Consider the following 15,908-nt stretch of genomic DNA (forward strand, 5'->3'; position numbering starts at 1 on the left):
TGCTCATGGTTGTCTCACGCCTCACTCGGATGCCAGCGACAAAATGGTTTCCTGGTCGGCCTCTTCTTTATTGAGGATGCCGGTTATACGTCCTGCGTGCATCACCATCACGCGGTCACTCATGCCGAGAATTTCCGGCAATTCTGACGACACCATAATGATGGCGACGCCACGGTTAGCCAGTTCACTGATCAGACGATAGATCTCCGCTTTCGCCCCGACGTCAATGCCGCGCGTCGGTTCGTCGAGGATCAGGATCTTCGGCTGTGCCAGCAGCCAGCGGGCAATCAACACCTTCTGCTGGTTCCCCCCGCTGAGGTTGTTGATGATTTGGTCCATGGTCGGCGTTTTGATGTTTAGCTTGCGGATTTGCTCCATGCAGTCCTGCGCCATTTTCATATGGCTGACGAAGCCACTTTTACCGATGTAATCGGGCATGTTGACGATGCTCATGTTCTCCAGCACCGACAGCACCAGGAACAACCCGGACTTTTTACGATCTTCCGTCAGGAACGCCATACCCTTCTCAATCGCCGTGGACGGTGAATCGATCTTCACCGGTACGCCGTCGATCAGTACTTCGCCGCTGTCGAAACTCTCCATACCGAACAGGCTTTCCATCACCTCACTGCGCCCGGCCCCCACCAGTCCGGCGACGCCTAGGATTTCGCCTTTGCGCAGGGTAAAGTTGACATCTTTAAAGCGACCTTTGCTGTTAAGATTGCGCACCGTCAGCACATCTTCGCCAATCGCATTATTAAATTTGGGGAACAGCTGGGTCAGTTCACGTCCTACCATCTGGGTGATCAGCGACTGACGGGTAAACTGGGTGGTGCTGTTGCTGCCCACCCATGCACCATCACGGAAGATGCTGATCTCATCGGTTATTGAGAAGATCTCATCCATTTTGTGGCTGATATAAATGATGGCTTTGCCCTGTTCACGCAGGTCACGAATAATGGTGAACAGATGCGAGACTTCAGTTTCGGTCAGGGCAGAGGTAGGTTCGTCCATAATCACGATGTCTGAGTTCCATGACACCGCTTTGGCAATCTCCACCATCTGCTGCGCCGCGATGCTCAGCTCACCCACCATACGGTCGGCTTTCAGGCGAATATTCAGTTTGTTCAGCAGTTGTTGCGTCTGCTTATTAAGCAAGGCGTGATCGACAAAGCCGTATTTCATCGGTTCACGACCCAGCCAGATGTTCTCGGCTACGGTCATGTAAGGCACCAGATTCAGTTCCTGGTGGATCATGGAAATCCCGGAACGCAGCGCGTCCATCGTGTCCTGAAACTGCACTGGCTCCCCTTTAATGCGGATGGTGCCCTTATCGGGACGATACATCCCGATAAGGCATTTCATTAAAGTGGATTTGCCCGCGCCATTTTCGCCCATCAGGGCATGTACCGACCCCGGTTTCACTCGCAGTGAGACATTGTCGAGTGCCTTTACTCCAGGGAAGAACTTGCTGATGCCTTCGGCTTCAAGCGCAAAAGCGGTCATACATCACCTCCGTACGGCTTTGTCGGGATCGGGTTATTTCTGGTTCATGCTGGTGAATTTGGTGTAGTTGTCTTTGGTGATCAGCTGGAACGGGATATCTACGATCTTCTGTACCTTTTCACCGTTGACCAGTTTGATAGCGGTTTGCACCGCACCTTCACCCTGGCCTTTGGCGTCCTGGAACACGCTGGCAACCATTTTGCCGTTCTTAATCATTTGCAATGCATCCGGTGTTCCATCAACGCCAGCAACCAGAATGTGGTTCGGGTTTTTGCCCAGTGCCTGTAAAGCGCCGATCGCCATTTCGTCGTTGTTGGAAGCAATCGCCTGGATATCATCCCCCGCAGTCAACCAGTTACTCACCACATCCACCGCATCGTTGCGGGTGAATTTTGCAGTTTGCTTCTGTACCACTTTGATGTTCGGATATTTTGCCACCACCGCTTCAACGCCTTTGGTACGCTCACGGGTTGATTCATTCGCAAGGTCACCCAACAGGATGGCGACATTACCTTTACCGTTCATCGCTTTGGCTAATGCTTCCATTTGCAGACGACCTGCCAGTTCGGAGTCGGAACCCACGAAAGCCATTTTGTCGGTTAATTCACCAGCTGGTTTACGGTTAACAAAGACCAGCGGGATACCGGCTTTGCTTGCTGCATCAATCACCGGTTTTACTGCGTTGGTGTCCACTGGGTTAACAATAATGGCGTCCACGCCCTGCCCGATAAAGTTCTGCACCTGTTGCAGCTGCTGTGCTACGTCGCCCTTAGCGTCTTCCACCTGCCCTTTGATGTTGTCTTTTTGCATCTCTTTCTGCATTGAGGTACGCAGAATGGTCAGAAAGTTGTCATCAAACAATGCCATAGAGACACCAACCTGGAGATCTTTTGCCATTACAGCGGCGGGTAACATGCAAGCTAACAGGGAAGTCACTAACGCTTTTTTAATGTTCATAGGTAACCCTTCTTTATCGTTAACGTGCGCAGGTTGGCTGATACCACGAATGAAAAAATTCTTTTACATTCACTCAACGTCGCTGGCGTTTTTTATCTGGTTGTAGAGGTAAGGCTTCTGGTTTAACGTTATTGGTTTTCAACAACTCCTTATCGCAACTTGTTCCTTATCAACAAGTTATTTTCAAAACAGCGTTTCGGGTTATAAAAGTTGTTTCGCCCGTGATGGTAAGCAGTTCATTTATTCCATCTCAACGTCATTTGAAATTTTCATCATAAAAGCACTGAAACGCTTGTTTTAAAATCGGCAAATAACAAAACTTTGACACGCATCTAACATCTGCGAGGAATTGCGTTTAAAGTGAGATCTTGCTGGCAGTTTGAATTGTGGTCACTCAAGGCAGAAAAACGGCAATCCGCTGCTTTTCCGCGCACTTAAACCCAAAGTGTGCAGGAGGGCTTTGACAACGAGGAGCGGCATCGCTAATATGCGCCTCGTTCCAACGATTCCTCTGTAGTTCAGTCGGTAGAACGGCGGACTGTTAATCCGTATGTCACTGGTTCGAGTCCAGTCAGAGGAGCCAAATTCGAAGAAAAGCAGCCTGAAAAGGCTGCTTTTTTTTTGCCTGCGAATATCACATTTCCGTAGCGGCGCGATTTATCGCGCGTTTTTGATATCAATGCCGCAAACCAAAAAGCGCGATAAATCGCGCCGCTACCTCACACGAAAAAACCGTAATGTGAACCGTCAGCTAATTCAACATCAACACGCAGCTTGCCACCTGCGGCTTCAACATAGCGTTTTAATGTGGACAGCTTCACATCACGTCCCGGCTTTTCCATTTCGGCTACGGTCGGTTGCTTCACCCCAAGGGATTTCGCCATTTCCACCTGAGTTTTATCCACCTTCTCACGCAGTTCTGCGAGATGAATATTTAAAAGCGTCTCGGTGGCAATCTTTTCCGCCTTTGCTACGACTGACGGTTTTTCATCAGCCAGTAATTGTTCCAGAGTACGACTCATACATCACTCCTTCTCTGTCAGTTGCTGGAGATGCGAGTCCGGGAGCCTGTCGACTAATGGGATCATCTCGGCATAAAAGCGTTTCTCTTTACCCACCTTATTGCCTACACAGAGCAAAATAGTGGTTCGCCGGGGATCAAAGGCAAAACGACTCCCCAGCAGACTGGATACGCAGCACCATAACGGCAGCCACCACGCGCACGATCGTTGTCTTCTAATCCACTGAACCAGCTGTCAAACTACGATGTCGTCACAACATGCCACATAAAATCTCATTGTAACATAGGCTGCAAGTTATATAGGCTTATACCTATTAATGGGATTATGCGCAAACGTTGGAGTGAGGCAATGAGAGGTTCGTTGTGCTGGAAGGACGACTCAGGGAATTTGGTGTAATAAATGAAGAGTTGCAGGGAGGTTGGGAGGACGAACGGAGATTGATAAGGTTTACCGTCAGTTTGGAGGCAGATGGTTTTAACCTGACGGTAAGCAGATAGAATAAAAACTGGAAGAATATTAAAAATAACTTCCGACCCTGTAAATAATTCTGTGTAACGGCCCACCATTAAAGGTGACCGCTCAGGCGGTCACCTTATTCGATAATAAAGCGGCTCATCGCCAGCCGCCAGTTAACGATTGGCATCGTCCATTTCGTCGCTGCCGCTTCCGTCGCAAGCCAGATAACCTTACGCACCGACTCATCTGTCGGGAACACCTTACGCTTTTTTATTGCCTGCCTGATGACGCTGTTCAGCGATTCGATGGCGTTGGTCGTGTAAATCGCGCGGCGAATATCCTCCGGATCGCCAAACAGCGTGCTCAGATTCACCCAGTTGGCGCGCCAGCTTTTGCTGATTTGCGGATAACGTTCATCCCAGCATTGCGCGAATGCATCCAGCGCCACAAGCCCGCCTTCTTCCGTTGGCGCGCGATAAATCGCCTTCAGGTCACGCGTCACCGCTTTGTAATCTTTCCAGGTAACGTACTTCAGACTGTGGCGGATCATATGTACCACGCACAGCTGAACCCGCGTTTGCGGATAGACGTTGTTTATCGCATCCGGGAACCCTTTCAGCCCGTCAACGCAGGCGATGAGAATGTCTTCCAGACCTCGATTTTTCAGCTCCGTCAGCAAGTTCAGCCAGAACTTCGCACCTTCGTTTTCCGCTATCCACATGCCCAGCAGTTCCTTGTGCCCTGCGGTATTGATACCGAGCGCAAGGAACACGGATTTGTTTATTAAGCTGCTGTCCTGCCGCACTTTCACAACAATACAGTCTAGATAAACGATGGGATACAGAGAGTCGAGCGGGCGGTTCTGCCATTCGGTAACCTGCTGTTGGACAGCATCTGTGACCTTTGATATCAACGCGGGTGACACATCGGCGTCGTACATCTCTTTGAATGTCGCCACGATTTCGCGCGTGGTCATGCCTTTAGCGTAGAGCGACAGGATCTGGCGATCCATCTGGGTGATGCGCGTCTGATTTTTGCGAATGCGTTGTGGTTCAAAAGAGCCTTCATGATCGCGCGGTGTCCGGAGTTCCACTTCACCGTCATCGCTGAGCAGAGTTTTGGTGGAGTAACCGTTGCGGGCGTTAGTGCCCTTTTTAGGCTGGTTTTTTTCATGCCCGAGATGCTCAGTGAGTTCAGCGCCGAGAGCGGCCTCAACGGTGAGTTTTGTGAGCATCCGGGAAAACTGATTGAGATCATTTAGGCCCTTTGCCAGCTCGGCAGCGAGCGCTTTGAGTTTTTGTTCATCCATAATAATTACCTGTCTCCGTGATGTCGGGAATATATCAAAAAAAGGCAATTACACAATTTAAATAACAGGCTCTATTAAAAATAACTGCCGGTTAAAATTTAACGATGTTTAATCCCAAGCATTTCTTTTTCCCACTTAATTTCGTCTTCACTTTTCTTTCTAAGCTTAACGATCGCAACACCTAACACTTGATTTTTATTCTCATCAAGATATAAATCAAACCCATACTTACAATCATAACCACTTATAATATGGACATATTCCTGCTTATTTTTATTAAGATTTTCCGCCAGAGAGGAATAGCCAAGAATACCCCCCCATTCTTTCTGACATTTTCAAGATGAATATCCATTTCCTCTATTGACCTCTTTCTGTCCTTTTTAATGAGAAATAGCTGCTTCAACCCATTGAGATCAATATATTCCTTAAGCAAATCTGGAGCTAAGGACTCTAATATTAGTTGTTCATTGTTACGTTCTGTCATGGCAAATATACCTCTATATCTCCGCTTCTGGCCCCTCTGAGCAAAACTTCTTGCTTATAGTACCTATCAGGTGACCATGCCCACGACCAACCAGCTCCTTCTGGAGGTGACCCTGTTTTAACTCTCAATATTACACCGTCTTCCTTAGCAAATTTTCTGGCTATATCTGGGTCTCTTGTCCATGAAGTAAAGGGACTATTCGAGGAAACTTCCCCCAAATTGTGCTCATCTTCAGAGATATTTGATAGAGGATTACCTGGCTCCACACGACCTCTAAGAGCATTTGCCTCATCTGGATGTCCACGGTATATACCACGATATAAATATTCGCCTTCAACATGCGGCGGCAAATGCTCAGTTGGTCTGGAACCAACACATCCAACGAGTCCCAGCGGATCACTCCACGTTAACGGATCTGCCACATACTCATACAAATTCAACCCACCCAGCAACCCTATCGGGTCCAACTGGGTGTAACGCCCGCCGCACGGGTCATAGTACCGGAAAGTGTTATAGTGCAGACCGGTTTCGCGGTCAAGGTACTGCCCCTGAAAGCGCAGGTTCTACGGCACATCCCAGTCAACAGCGGCGCAGCACTGCCAGAACGGCGCACAAGATTTTTAAATAAGGAAACTTGGTGAAACTGTAAAAACGGTTTGTCGTATTTTATGTAATTAGACGGAAGGGTTTATAGCAAGATCGGAAAAAGAGAGGGGAAGTGGCTGACGGGAAGATAAAGCTGGAAGGTTCGTTAAAATCACATCCAGCCTCAACTAGAACCTATATTTTATCGAAATCTATATTTTTATATGGGAAATTACCAGGGAATGAATCTGGGTTTATCTTTTTGGATAAAACACCGAAAATCAAAGAGGTAATGTTTTCGTCAAAGTACTCAACATCAGGGGATCTCGATGCGACTATTGCAGTTTTCCAGGAATTGCTGACTTCCTTATCATTTACAACCCAAAACAAATAATCACCATTATCAGTTACCCCTACTGGCAAAAGGCCATCATCGTTAGGATATAAGACATACTTATAATAATCAGCATCTTCTTGAATAAGGTAATTAAAATCCTCAATAACCAGGTTTTTCTGTTCAAAAAAGTTTAAATCTTCATTTTTTGAAAAAGGATTGAACAGTGCAATAAAATCCGCAATTCTGCCGGTGCCATAAGTGCTAATGAATTCAACATAATCTTCTGGGAATTCTATCTTATCATCGATGAGGAGCCAAATCTCACCACTCCCATTTTCATTAGGCAATGCGGGAGGGATTAATATGTTTTTCAAATTCGAAATAGTCATTTTTTACATTCATGGAGGGTTAAGAAGGGTCACATGCTCATAGAAGCCACCACTACCTTCTGCACTTATTGTTATCCCCGCGGGGATTCTTGAAGGTCCTTTGTATACTGGTGTTACCGACATATCAACTGTCTCCCCTCGTTCTAAAGCCTTTCTTATACGTCCTTCTACACTACTCATATCAGGCGTGTTCACTGGACGATGCTGGATAGTGACCAGATTTCTTACATCATCACCAGAGCCCCCCAATTGCCGCCCAGCAAATACCCACGGGCACGATTGGACCCGGCACCGGTAATAAATCCAGGTGGTTGAATCGCAGGATTCGCATGCGTGCCTGTATTTATATCGCTAGCATCTAATCTGGCCCTAACACCGGTAGGACGACCTAACTCATCCAATTCTCCATAGCGAATATTGTAATTGCTCAACCCTAAGGGATCTACCCAGTTTCCAGGGTTTGGCACATACGCATACAAATTCAACCCACCCAGCAACCCTATCGGGTCCAACTGGGTGTAACGCCCGCCGCACGGGTCATAGTACCGGAAAGTGTTATAGTGCAGACCGGTTTCGCGGTCAAGGTACTGCCCCTGGAAGCGCAGGTTCTGCGGCACTTCCCAATCAACACCGGTGCTTTCCCGCGTGGTGCGGCCCCAGGTAGCAAACGCCCCCTGCCAGACGGTGTCGCCACGGGTATCCGTCACCCGGTCCGGCAGGCCGTTGATCTCGCTGTGATACCAATAAACCTCAGCGTGCTGCTGATAACTGTCGACGCGCGCCAGCGGTTCATAGCTGTTTTCCGCATAGACATACTGCACCGCTGCCTCGGGTTTGCTGTCGCTGTGCTCACCCACCATCTGCATACCGGACCACGAGTAGTGTGTACGTTCCAGTTATGCATAGATTGACTTGCCAGTATGGCGTTCCGAGAGTGTCAAATAATGAAGTTAGCGATTGTGTACGAGTGCTTTGGGGAATTTTGTGTTAAAGGAAGAGTTACAGGGAAGACTGGAAGCGTTGTCAGGAAAAGAGATGAGGATTAAATTTACAGCAAGATAAGGCCGGAAGTTTCGATATATTCGCTTCCGGCTTTTTTTGGCTCGATTTATTCCATTATTTCTTTATCACTGCATAACAAGAAGAAATATCACCCATACAAATAATCAAACCAAGCATCAAAGTTTGAAGATCCAATTATATTTTCCACTCGAGATCTCAAATCATTTACAAAATCATCTTTAATAACATCATCGTCATCAGCTATATCAAATATGTTAAAAGAACCGTAAACCACGTCGATAGTCTCTGCCAGACAAAGAATGAAACTGGGGAAATCATCAGCTATCTTGAAAGGTTTACCAATATCATAATTAGCATAAACTTGGGTATTATCACTCTCTACATGTGCAATTATTGGCTTTCCTCCACCGAAATCATCCGCAATAACTAACGAATCATTGGACAAACTTTGATATCCTGATTGTGCAGCAACGATAGTATCAAGTGAAAATATTTTTACAGGTGAATAACCAGTTTCAATTTTTATATCATTCGGTTTCAGAGTAGAATAAAACTCACGCAATTCATGTGAGGATAATATTTTTGACCCTATTTCATCACTCACATCTTCAGGAAGCCTTGTGGAATTCGCCCCTGCGATTGAATGCTTATTTAAAATAAAGATCAATTTTTCAATTGCTTCATTTACATCTTTCATAATCACCTCTGAAAATACTAAGCTCTGCAATTAACCATTCTTGTTCGTGTTGCTACACGATCGATGAGTCGTCCTCTACCCGCATTTTCAAAGTTACCCCGATGCCCCTGGAGACTATGAAGATGCTCATCAAAACCGCTCGGATGGTTGCCATTTTGCAAGAAGACAATATTTCTCGCATCTCCCTGCCAGAGAGTTCCAAGTTCACCATTACCCTTAACACTATTAATATGATGACCTGTATACCCCATTTCAGACATAATTGAAGTGAGTTGCCGATTATTTGTAGTGTTAAGGATTACTTCTTTCTCTGCCGCGGACCAATCGCGAGTTCCTCCACCAGCCGCCACTAACTCGCGTTCCTCTCCCCATGCGCGGCTAATTGCTGTTGCCCTTGCTCCTGGCTGAGCTGTGATAGATGAATTAGGTTTATAACGAACCAAATCGTCAGCCGATAAGCCCCATTGGTCAACCCACCCCAGAGGTTCTGCCACATACGCATACAAATTCAACCCACCCAGCAAACCTATCGGGTCCAACTGGGTGTAACGCCCGCCGCACGGGTCATAGTACCGGAAAGTGTTATAGTGCAGACCGGTTTCGCGGTCAAGGTACTGCCCCTGGAAGCGCAGATTCTGCGGCACATTCCAGTCAACACCACTGCTTTCCCGCGTGGTGCGTCCCCAGGCGGCAAATGCCCCCTGCCAGACGGTGTCGCCACGGGTATCCGTCACCCGGTCCGGCAGGCCGTTGATCTCGCTGTGATACCAATAAACCTCAGCGTGCTGCTGATAACTGTCGACGCGCGCCAGCGGTTCATAGCTGTTTTCCGCATAGACATACTGCACCGCGGCCTCGGGTTTGCTGTCGCTGTGCTCCCCCACCATCTGCATGCCGGACCACGCGTAATGCGTGCATTCCGGCTTCTCAGCATGACGCCGCCAGACCTGTTTGCCGATACGGCGGCCCAGTGCATCGTACTGGTACTGCGCTCGTGTGTATTCGGCATCACCTTCAATCAACACCTCATGAATGCGATGTTCATCGTCATAGCTAAAACGTTGCACGACACCACGCTGGCTATCATGTCGCTCAGTCATACGACCAAAACCATCGTACTCCCAGCGGATGCCCTCCAGACGCTTCAGCAGGTTATCCCACACCGGATGCAGATCTTCGCTGGTGCGGTTATCCGCCGCGTCATACCAGAAACGTTCCTCACCGCCCGTCTGAATGCTGCGCGTCATTCTGCCCGCCGCATCGTAGCCCCATCGTGACTGGCTATATTTTTCTGCCGGGCTGGAAGGGGTGCCATCGGTGACGATCTGGCGAATGATTTGATCGGCACGATCCCACTGGTAACGCCGTTCAGACACCAGCCGCTGGCGCAGATTATCAACGCTGCGACGCTGAGTGATGCGCCCGGCAATGTCGTACTGCGTCTCCAGTTCCAGTTCGCCCTGCGTGCGGTGAGTTTCGCGGTGCAGGCGGTCACGCTGATAACTCGCCAGCGCATGCGTGCGCCCCCCTAACGTCAGCTGCATCTCCAGCAGATGGCCGGTTCCGTAGCGCAGGTATTGCATGTCACGCCCATCGGGATAGACAGATACACTCAGGTTGCCCAGTGCATCATATTGATGGCGATATTCGCCAGCATGGTTCTGCTCGCTGACCAGTCTGCCCAGCGGGTCTCGTTGAAAAACCAGCACTTCCGCATCAGTCGGTTCAGTCTCGTTGATGATGGCCTGCCGCCATGCATCGTAGGCGAAGCGATGGATCTCCGTGCTCAGAGCCTGGTAGTGATATTCGGTGCGATGCTGTGCCGTTTCGCGCGCGACCATCCTGCCCAGCATATCGTATTCGTAATTCACCACCTGCGGTGCCAGTTGACTGTCGCGCACCGGGTGACGAATCAAGGTCTCCAGCTGCTGCACGCCGTTGTACTGGTATTCGGTCCTACGCCCGGCGTAGTCCTGCTGCTGAGTCAACAGCCCGGCTGGCGTGTAGTCAAAACGCCACTGCTGTCGGTTGCCATTGGTGAGAGTCACCAGTCGCCCGGCCCGGTTGAAGTCATAGCGTGTCACCTGTCCGGCTGGATCAATCGCCTCGATTACCTGTCCCCGCGCATTCAGCGTGACTTTGCGTTCCAGCATGCCATCAATATTCTGACCGCACAGCAACCCGGCGTTGTTGTACTTAAACAACGTTTCCCGTCCGTCGGCGCGCACATAGGTTTGCAGGCGTCCCGCGGCGCTCCACTGGTAGCGATCGGTGTTGCCCAGCGCATCGGTGGTGCTGAGCAGTTTTCCGCAGGCATCGTACTGGCGCTGGCTTTGGTAGCCCGAGCAGTCCTCTTCACGGATCAGCTGCCCGCGCATGTCCCACCAGAATTGATGGCTGTTTTCCAGCGCATCGATGCGTTGCGTCAGATCACCCTGCTCATTCCACTCGAAGCGGGTAACGCCGCCTGCGGGATCGGTCAGCGCGACGACATCACCTGCGAGGTTATACTCGTACTGCCACAACGCGCCATCCGGCAGCACTTCCTTGATTGGCAATGCGTACAGCGGGTGCCAGGTGGTAATGCGGGTGCGATTCAGCGGGTCACGCTCCATCGTCATATTGCCGCGTTCATCCCAGGCGTATTCCCAACGTGCACCACCTGGTTGGGTCATCGCCAGAAGCTGCTCACTATCACCGGACCAATTAAACGACCAGTGTCCACCGTGTTGATCGGTCCAGGCGGTGATGCGGCTCAGAGCATCCCAGTGGTGCTCGCTGCTGACGCCTTCATCATTACTGACACGCGCAAATCGCTGCTGTTCATCCGTCTCAATGCGCCAGCTCTCCAACACCTCACCCTGATCGTCGCAGACCTGATACGCATGGACGCGCCAGTGCCGTGCGTTGTGTGCAGGTCGCCACTGATACTGGATCTTTAGCCCGGTAGCATAGCTATGCCACGCCAGCATATCGCTCGCCTGATCCCAGCCGTAGCGACGGGTGACGATCGCGTCGGCGTCCGATACCGTGGTTAATTGCCCTTGTTCGTTATAGTCGTAGGCAACCAGCAGATGGCGTGCTCCCGCCGCAATCTGGTAAACCGCTATCAGACGCCCGGAGTGGGTGCCATATTCCAGTTCCACATCCAGCGCATCGTTATCGCTGGAGATACGTACCAGTTGACCTTGATCGTTCCAGCTGAAATGTTGAACGTTTTCATGCCGGTCATAGAGACGATGGATGCGCCACTCGCCTGGTCTTGTCGGATCCGGCTCAAACAACTGATGCTCACCTTCACTGGTCTGCATCGCCATCGCGCCGTTCGGGCTGCAAAACAGCTTCAGCCCCTCGCCCTGGAAATCAACCACATCGCCAGGATTGACTTCCCCCATGCCCAGCTCACGGCCGGTCATGTCCTGGTAGATCAGTTGATTATCGGGCAAGCGCCAGAGACGAACTTCAAACGGCAGCATCCAGCCGGTGCCGAGCATGCCGGTAGCCAGATTGCGGCTGTGGTAGATGCGCTGCCAGTACAGAGGCATACGGTCCGGCAGCACAAAATCGAGATCCTCTTCCCGTGCGAGAATTTTCGCCCCGGTCGCGATGTTCACCGGGTGTAACGTCTGGACTGCGGCTTCCATGGCAATGTTGCCACCGATGGGGCAGACGATGTCTTTTGCCAGCCCGCGTAAAATCAGGCGGCTGAAGCCAAAGCGGTATAGCTCCGGCAGGATACCTACCAGCGCACCGCCAATCAGGTTCCCCGCCATGTACGCCCAGATGTTTTTGCCGCTGTGGATATCGCGCACCGTAATGGTATCGCCACCGATGCGTACGCGCGGATTTTCACTCAGTTTGATTTCCGCTTCGCAGGTGCTTTTGTGGCCGTTACGCGCGGCAGGCTGGTTGTTGATCAGTACCTTTTTCGATCCCTGCGCAATAAAATTGCTGCTGGTGACCATATGACCTTTAGTACAGGCTACGGTATCGAGCGGCAGCGGTGTCGCATACGGGCTGGCACTCTCCACCACCGGCTGCATCAGGCTGGTCCAGACGTTTTTGCCCCACTCTTTTACATCATCCATTGAGAGATGGCTGGCACGCTCCGCCACCGCCATCAGCGCGGCTCCGGGGTTAAGTGCGGTCTGCATCGCTGCCGCCACGCCAGTAAGCGCCAGCATACCTACCGCCGCCCAGTCGATGCCATTGTCAGCCGCTGCGGGCGCGTTGAGGTAATCACGCGACACGCTGCCCGCCGCACGCGCCGCCAGCTTCCCTTTGATATGGACGTTGCCGGACCCGCTGACAATAAACGCATCCGGCGGTCCGGGGTCGATAAGGCTGTCGACCAGTGATGCCGCCGCATTGCCGATCTTCTCCAGACCACCACTGAACACCAACGTAGCAATGGCCACGCCACCCAGCAGTGCACCAACGCCGGTCCCGGCGGCGAGAACAATGCCAGCAACGATCGCGCCTTCTACCAGGCCGCCGACAAAATCCGCCAGCGCCGAGCTGTGCACCAGCGGATCGCCGATACGCGCCGCGAGATAATCCGTCATCCTCAGCCTCCCGGTTGCAGACCGGCTTTGATCGCGGTCCAGAAGGCATCCGCATCCGCATCAAACGGCTGCATCCGGCTGAGGGTAAACGCCAGCAAATGCTCATCCACCCGTGCCACGGCGAGCTTTTCATACACCATCACATGGTGATTTTCGAAGCGCAGTGCGACCTCGCGGGCCGGTAAACCGGCAATGTCACTGTCTACCACCGGCCCCAACACCACCTTTTTCATATTGCGTTTAATTTTGCCCAGTTGCTGGCTGAGGTATTGCTCCTCCTCCCCCGCCGGGATATCCCATGCACGGGTGATCACCAGGGTCGCATCGGCGAATTTCAGCACATTGATGCTGTGGTCCTGGACTGCGCCGGGCAGGTTAAGTACGCCTTCAGAGAGGGCAAAAGGGACGGTTTTCATGTGTTATCTTTTCCTTGATTAAATGCCGCTTTAACGGCGTCCTGGATTTGCGCCGGGGTTGGCTCCACGGCGGGCAGTGCGCCGGGTTGTTTCAGGTTCAGATCCAGCGTACCGCCGGTGTTGATCTGTCCGGTGCCGGAGGCGTCGATATTAAAATTCACGCATTGCAGCGTGACCTGGCCGTTAGCGCCTAATTCCAGCACTGATTGGCCCGCCACCAGACGAATACCGCTGTCGGAAGCCTGCACAATCGCCCCCTGCACGCGTTGGATAAAACCGCCACCCACCAGTTGAGAGTGGGCCAGTTGCGTCGCCTCCGTGTGGCTGCCGGACACGGTGCCGTTGTAGTCCTGGGTGACACTGACGGTACGCGAACCGCCAACGCTATGGGTTTCATCGTTTTTGACGTGGGTATCCATGTTCTTCTGCGCCTGGATCCACAACTGCTCCTGTCCGGACTTATCCTCAAAGCGCAGTGCATTGGCGGTGTCTGACGTGCCATCTTTCGACCGACTGAGAAACCCCATCTGCGTCGCCGCTGCGGGCAGCGCCCAGGGTGGCATACTCGCCTCGTTATACACACGGCCAATGATCAGCGGGCGATCCGGATCGCCATTGATAAAGTCCACCACCACTTCGTCGCCGACACGCGGGATTTGTACGCCGCCGAAACCCTGGCCCGCCCAGGCGCTGGAGACGCGCACCCAGCACGAACTGGTGTCGTCACCTTTTGCCAGCCGGTCCCAGTGAAACTTCACCTTCACCCGGCCATAGCGATCGGTCCAGATCGATTCGCCTTTTGGTCCCACCACTTTCGCGGTCTGCGGACCGTGCGTTTTCGGCCACGGCGTTCTGGGTGGCGCACGGAAAGTGATCGAGGTGGGCAGCACGGTAAAGGTGATGTTGTGCGAGGTGGTGACATCGCCGCTGGCGTAGCTGTTTTCCTCGAAGCGATATTCCGCACTGGTGGTCAGGTACTCATCGTTGTCGCTGAAATGTGGCGCATTAAGCAACGTAAAGGTGTAACCGGGCGCAATGCCGGTCGCCGTACCGGTGCCGCTGACGCTGTGATGCTCCACTTCCCACACTTCCTGACGGATGCGGGTATAGAAATCACCGTGGCTGTGATCAACAAAGTGCCCCGGCCAGTCGTACACATCCACCGAACCCGGCGTAGGCGCGACCGGATTCTGCCGCGCCTGCAACATCCAGGCATTCGGTTTGCGGAAATCGTAATCGTCGGTGCTGTACATCCCCGGCGTGACGCTCTCTGCCAGCGACCACTGGCTGATCCCCTCTTCCGTTACGCTGCCACCGGAAACGGCAACATGGTAGGGAATGGTGGCGTAGCCGCTAAACGGCTGATGCTGATCGGCAGCATCGCACAATACCAGCGTATGCTTATCGGATTCATGGCGGAACCAGTAGTAGATCCCTTCCAGCTCCATCAGGCGGCTAATGAAATCGAAGCTGCTCTCCTGGTACTGCACGCAGTACTCCCACACCCGATAGCTGCTGGTGAGCTTTGACTCGACGTTGACGTTGTACTCCTTCAACAGCGTCTGCACGATCTGCGGCACCGTCTGGCTCTGGAAAATACGCAGGTTACGATCACGCTTCATCGGCCACAGGTCCGGCTCGACGGTCAGGGCGTAGACCGCATAACGCGTGCCGTTTAGTTCCTCACTGCGTACGGCCACACGGGTGATCTTGCCGTTGATGTAGCGTGGTGTAAGCAGGTTTTGCGTCGGCAGCGTAAAGGTTGCCGCTTTACCCAACAGGGCATGGCGATCGATGCGGGCATCGGTCGACAGCAGATCCGCCTGAAGGGTAAATGATTCTGACAGGGCTTCACGCCCGCTGAGTTTCCAGAACAGCAGGCCCTCCGTGGGCAGCTGGACGGTGATGCGTGAGAACATAGATGGAGTCCCGTGACTGATTAGTGGCTCAAAGCCCGGATTCACTAGAAATATTTAAAAGTATGAGTGAGCTAACACGTTGTTAGTTTATACGTTATCTTTAAAAGACAGGAATATTAGCCCAGTAAGAAAAGACCTAAAAAGCAAATAAGAATAAATTTAAAAATAAACTTTAAATATGAAAAGCCAAAAAAAATCACGAGTCAATATTTTCCCTTCAGTCTCAGAACAAAGTTCTGAGAC

10 protein-coding genes, 1 tRNA gene and 2 pseudogenes are annotated in these 15,908 nt (G+C 51.5%); 1 reads left to right on the forward strand and 12 read right to left on the reverse strand.

Going from position 1 to position 15,908, the window contains the following annotated elements:
• Positions 1–21: 21 nt before the first annotated feature.
• Entirely contained in the window at positions 22–1,506 is a 1,485-nt protein-coding gene (locus AC6I8W_RS13235) for a sugar ABC transporter ATP-binding protein (RefSeq protein ID WP_497835380.1), read from the reverse strand.
• Positions 1,507–1,539: 33 nt separating this feature from the next.
• A complete protein-coding gene (locus AC6I8W_RS13240; protein WP_497835381.1) occupies positions 1,540–2,463 on the reverse strand; it encodes a sugar ABC transporter substrate-binding protein in 924 nt (307 codons plus the stop codon).
• Positions 2,464–2,970: 507 nt separating this feature from the next.
• On the opposite strand from AC6I8W_RS13240, the gene AC6I8W_RS13245 reads away from it, so the two are divergent.
• A tRNA-Asn gene (locus AC6I8W_RS13245) sits at positions 2,971–3,046 on the forward strand.
• 136 nt (positions 3,047–3,182) lie between these two features.
• On the opposite strand, the gene proR is transcribed toward AC6I8W_RS13245, so the two are convergent.
• The 10 genes and pseudogenes from proR to AC6I8W_RS13295 all read right to left on the reverse strand — a co-directional run bounded on the left by proR (position 3,183) and on the right by AC6I8W_RS13295 (position 15,665).
• Positions 3,183–3,485, reverse strand: coding sequence for a transcriptional regulator ProR (gene proR / locus AC6I8W_RS13250; RefSeq protein ID WP_497835382.1), 303 nt, complete (start codon positions 3,483–3,485; stop codon positions 3,183–3,185).
• Positions 3,486–4,077: 592 nt separating this feature from the next.
• Entirely contained in the window at positions 4,078–5,250 is a 1,173-nt protein-coding gene (locus AC6I8W_RS13255) for an IS256 family transposase (protein ID WP_497835383.1), read from the reverse strand.
• A 480-nt stretch (positions 5,251–5,730) separates the two neighbouring features.
• Positions 5,731–6,297, reverse strand: a pseudogene (locus AC6I8W_RS13260) (RHS repeat-associated core domain-containing protein); the annotation flags it as partial.
• A 217-nt stretch (positions 6,298–6,514) separates the two neighbouring features.
• Positions 6,515–7,045 carry an SMI1/KNR4 family protein gene (locus AC6I8W_RS13265; protein WP_497835384.1) on the reverse strand — a complete coding sequence of 177 codons (531 nt, stop codon included), beginning with the start codon at positions 7,043–7,045 and terminating at the stop codon, positions 6,515–6,517.
• Between the two features lie 9 nt (positions 7,046–7,054).
• Complete coding sequence (locus AC6I8W_RS13270) at positions 7,055–7,294, reverse strand: DNA/RNA non-specific endonuclease (protein ID WP_497835385.1); 240 nt, start codon at positions 7,292–7,294, stop codon at positions 7,055–7,057.
• Positions 7,295–7,470: 176 nt separating this feature from the next.
• Positions 7,471–7,938: pseudogene (locus AC6I8W_RS13275) on the reverse strand (RHS repeat-associated core domain-containing protein); the annotation flags it as partial.
• A 257-nt stretch (positions 7,939–8,195) separates the two neighbouring features.
• Positions 8,196–8,765 carry a hypothetical protein gene (locus AC6I8W_RS13280; RefSeq protein WP_497835386.1) on the reverse strand — a complete coding sequence of 190 codons (570 nt, stop codon included), beginning with the start codon at positions 8,763–8,765 and terminating at the stop codon, positions 8,196–8,198.
• A gap of 17 nt (positions 8,766–8,782) precedes the next feature.
• Entirely contained in the window at positions 8,783–13,330 is a 4,548-nt protein-coding gene (locus AC6I8W_RS13285; RefSeq protein ID WP_497835387.1) for an RHS repeat-associated core domain-containing protein, read from the reverse strand.
• 2 nt (positions 13,331–13,332) lie between these two features.
• A complete protein-coding gene (locus AC6I8W_RS13290; protein WP_497835388.1) occupies positions 13,333–13,746 on the reverse strand; it encodes a DcrB-related protein in 414 nt (137 codons plus the stop codon).
• A complete protein-coding gene (locus AC6I8W_RS13295; protein WP_497835389.1) occupies positions 13,743–15,665 on the reverse strand; it encodes a type VI secretion system Vgr family protein in 1,923 nt (640 codons plus the stop codon). Before AC6I8W_RS13295 ends, AC6I8W_RS13290 begins: the two co-directional genes overlap by 4 nt.
• Between the last annotated feature and the right edge of the window lie 243 nt (positions 15,666–15,908).

It is taken from the genome of Pantoea sp. X-Soil-TKNS-1211 (assembly GCF_059730495.1).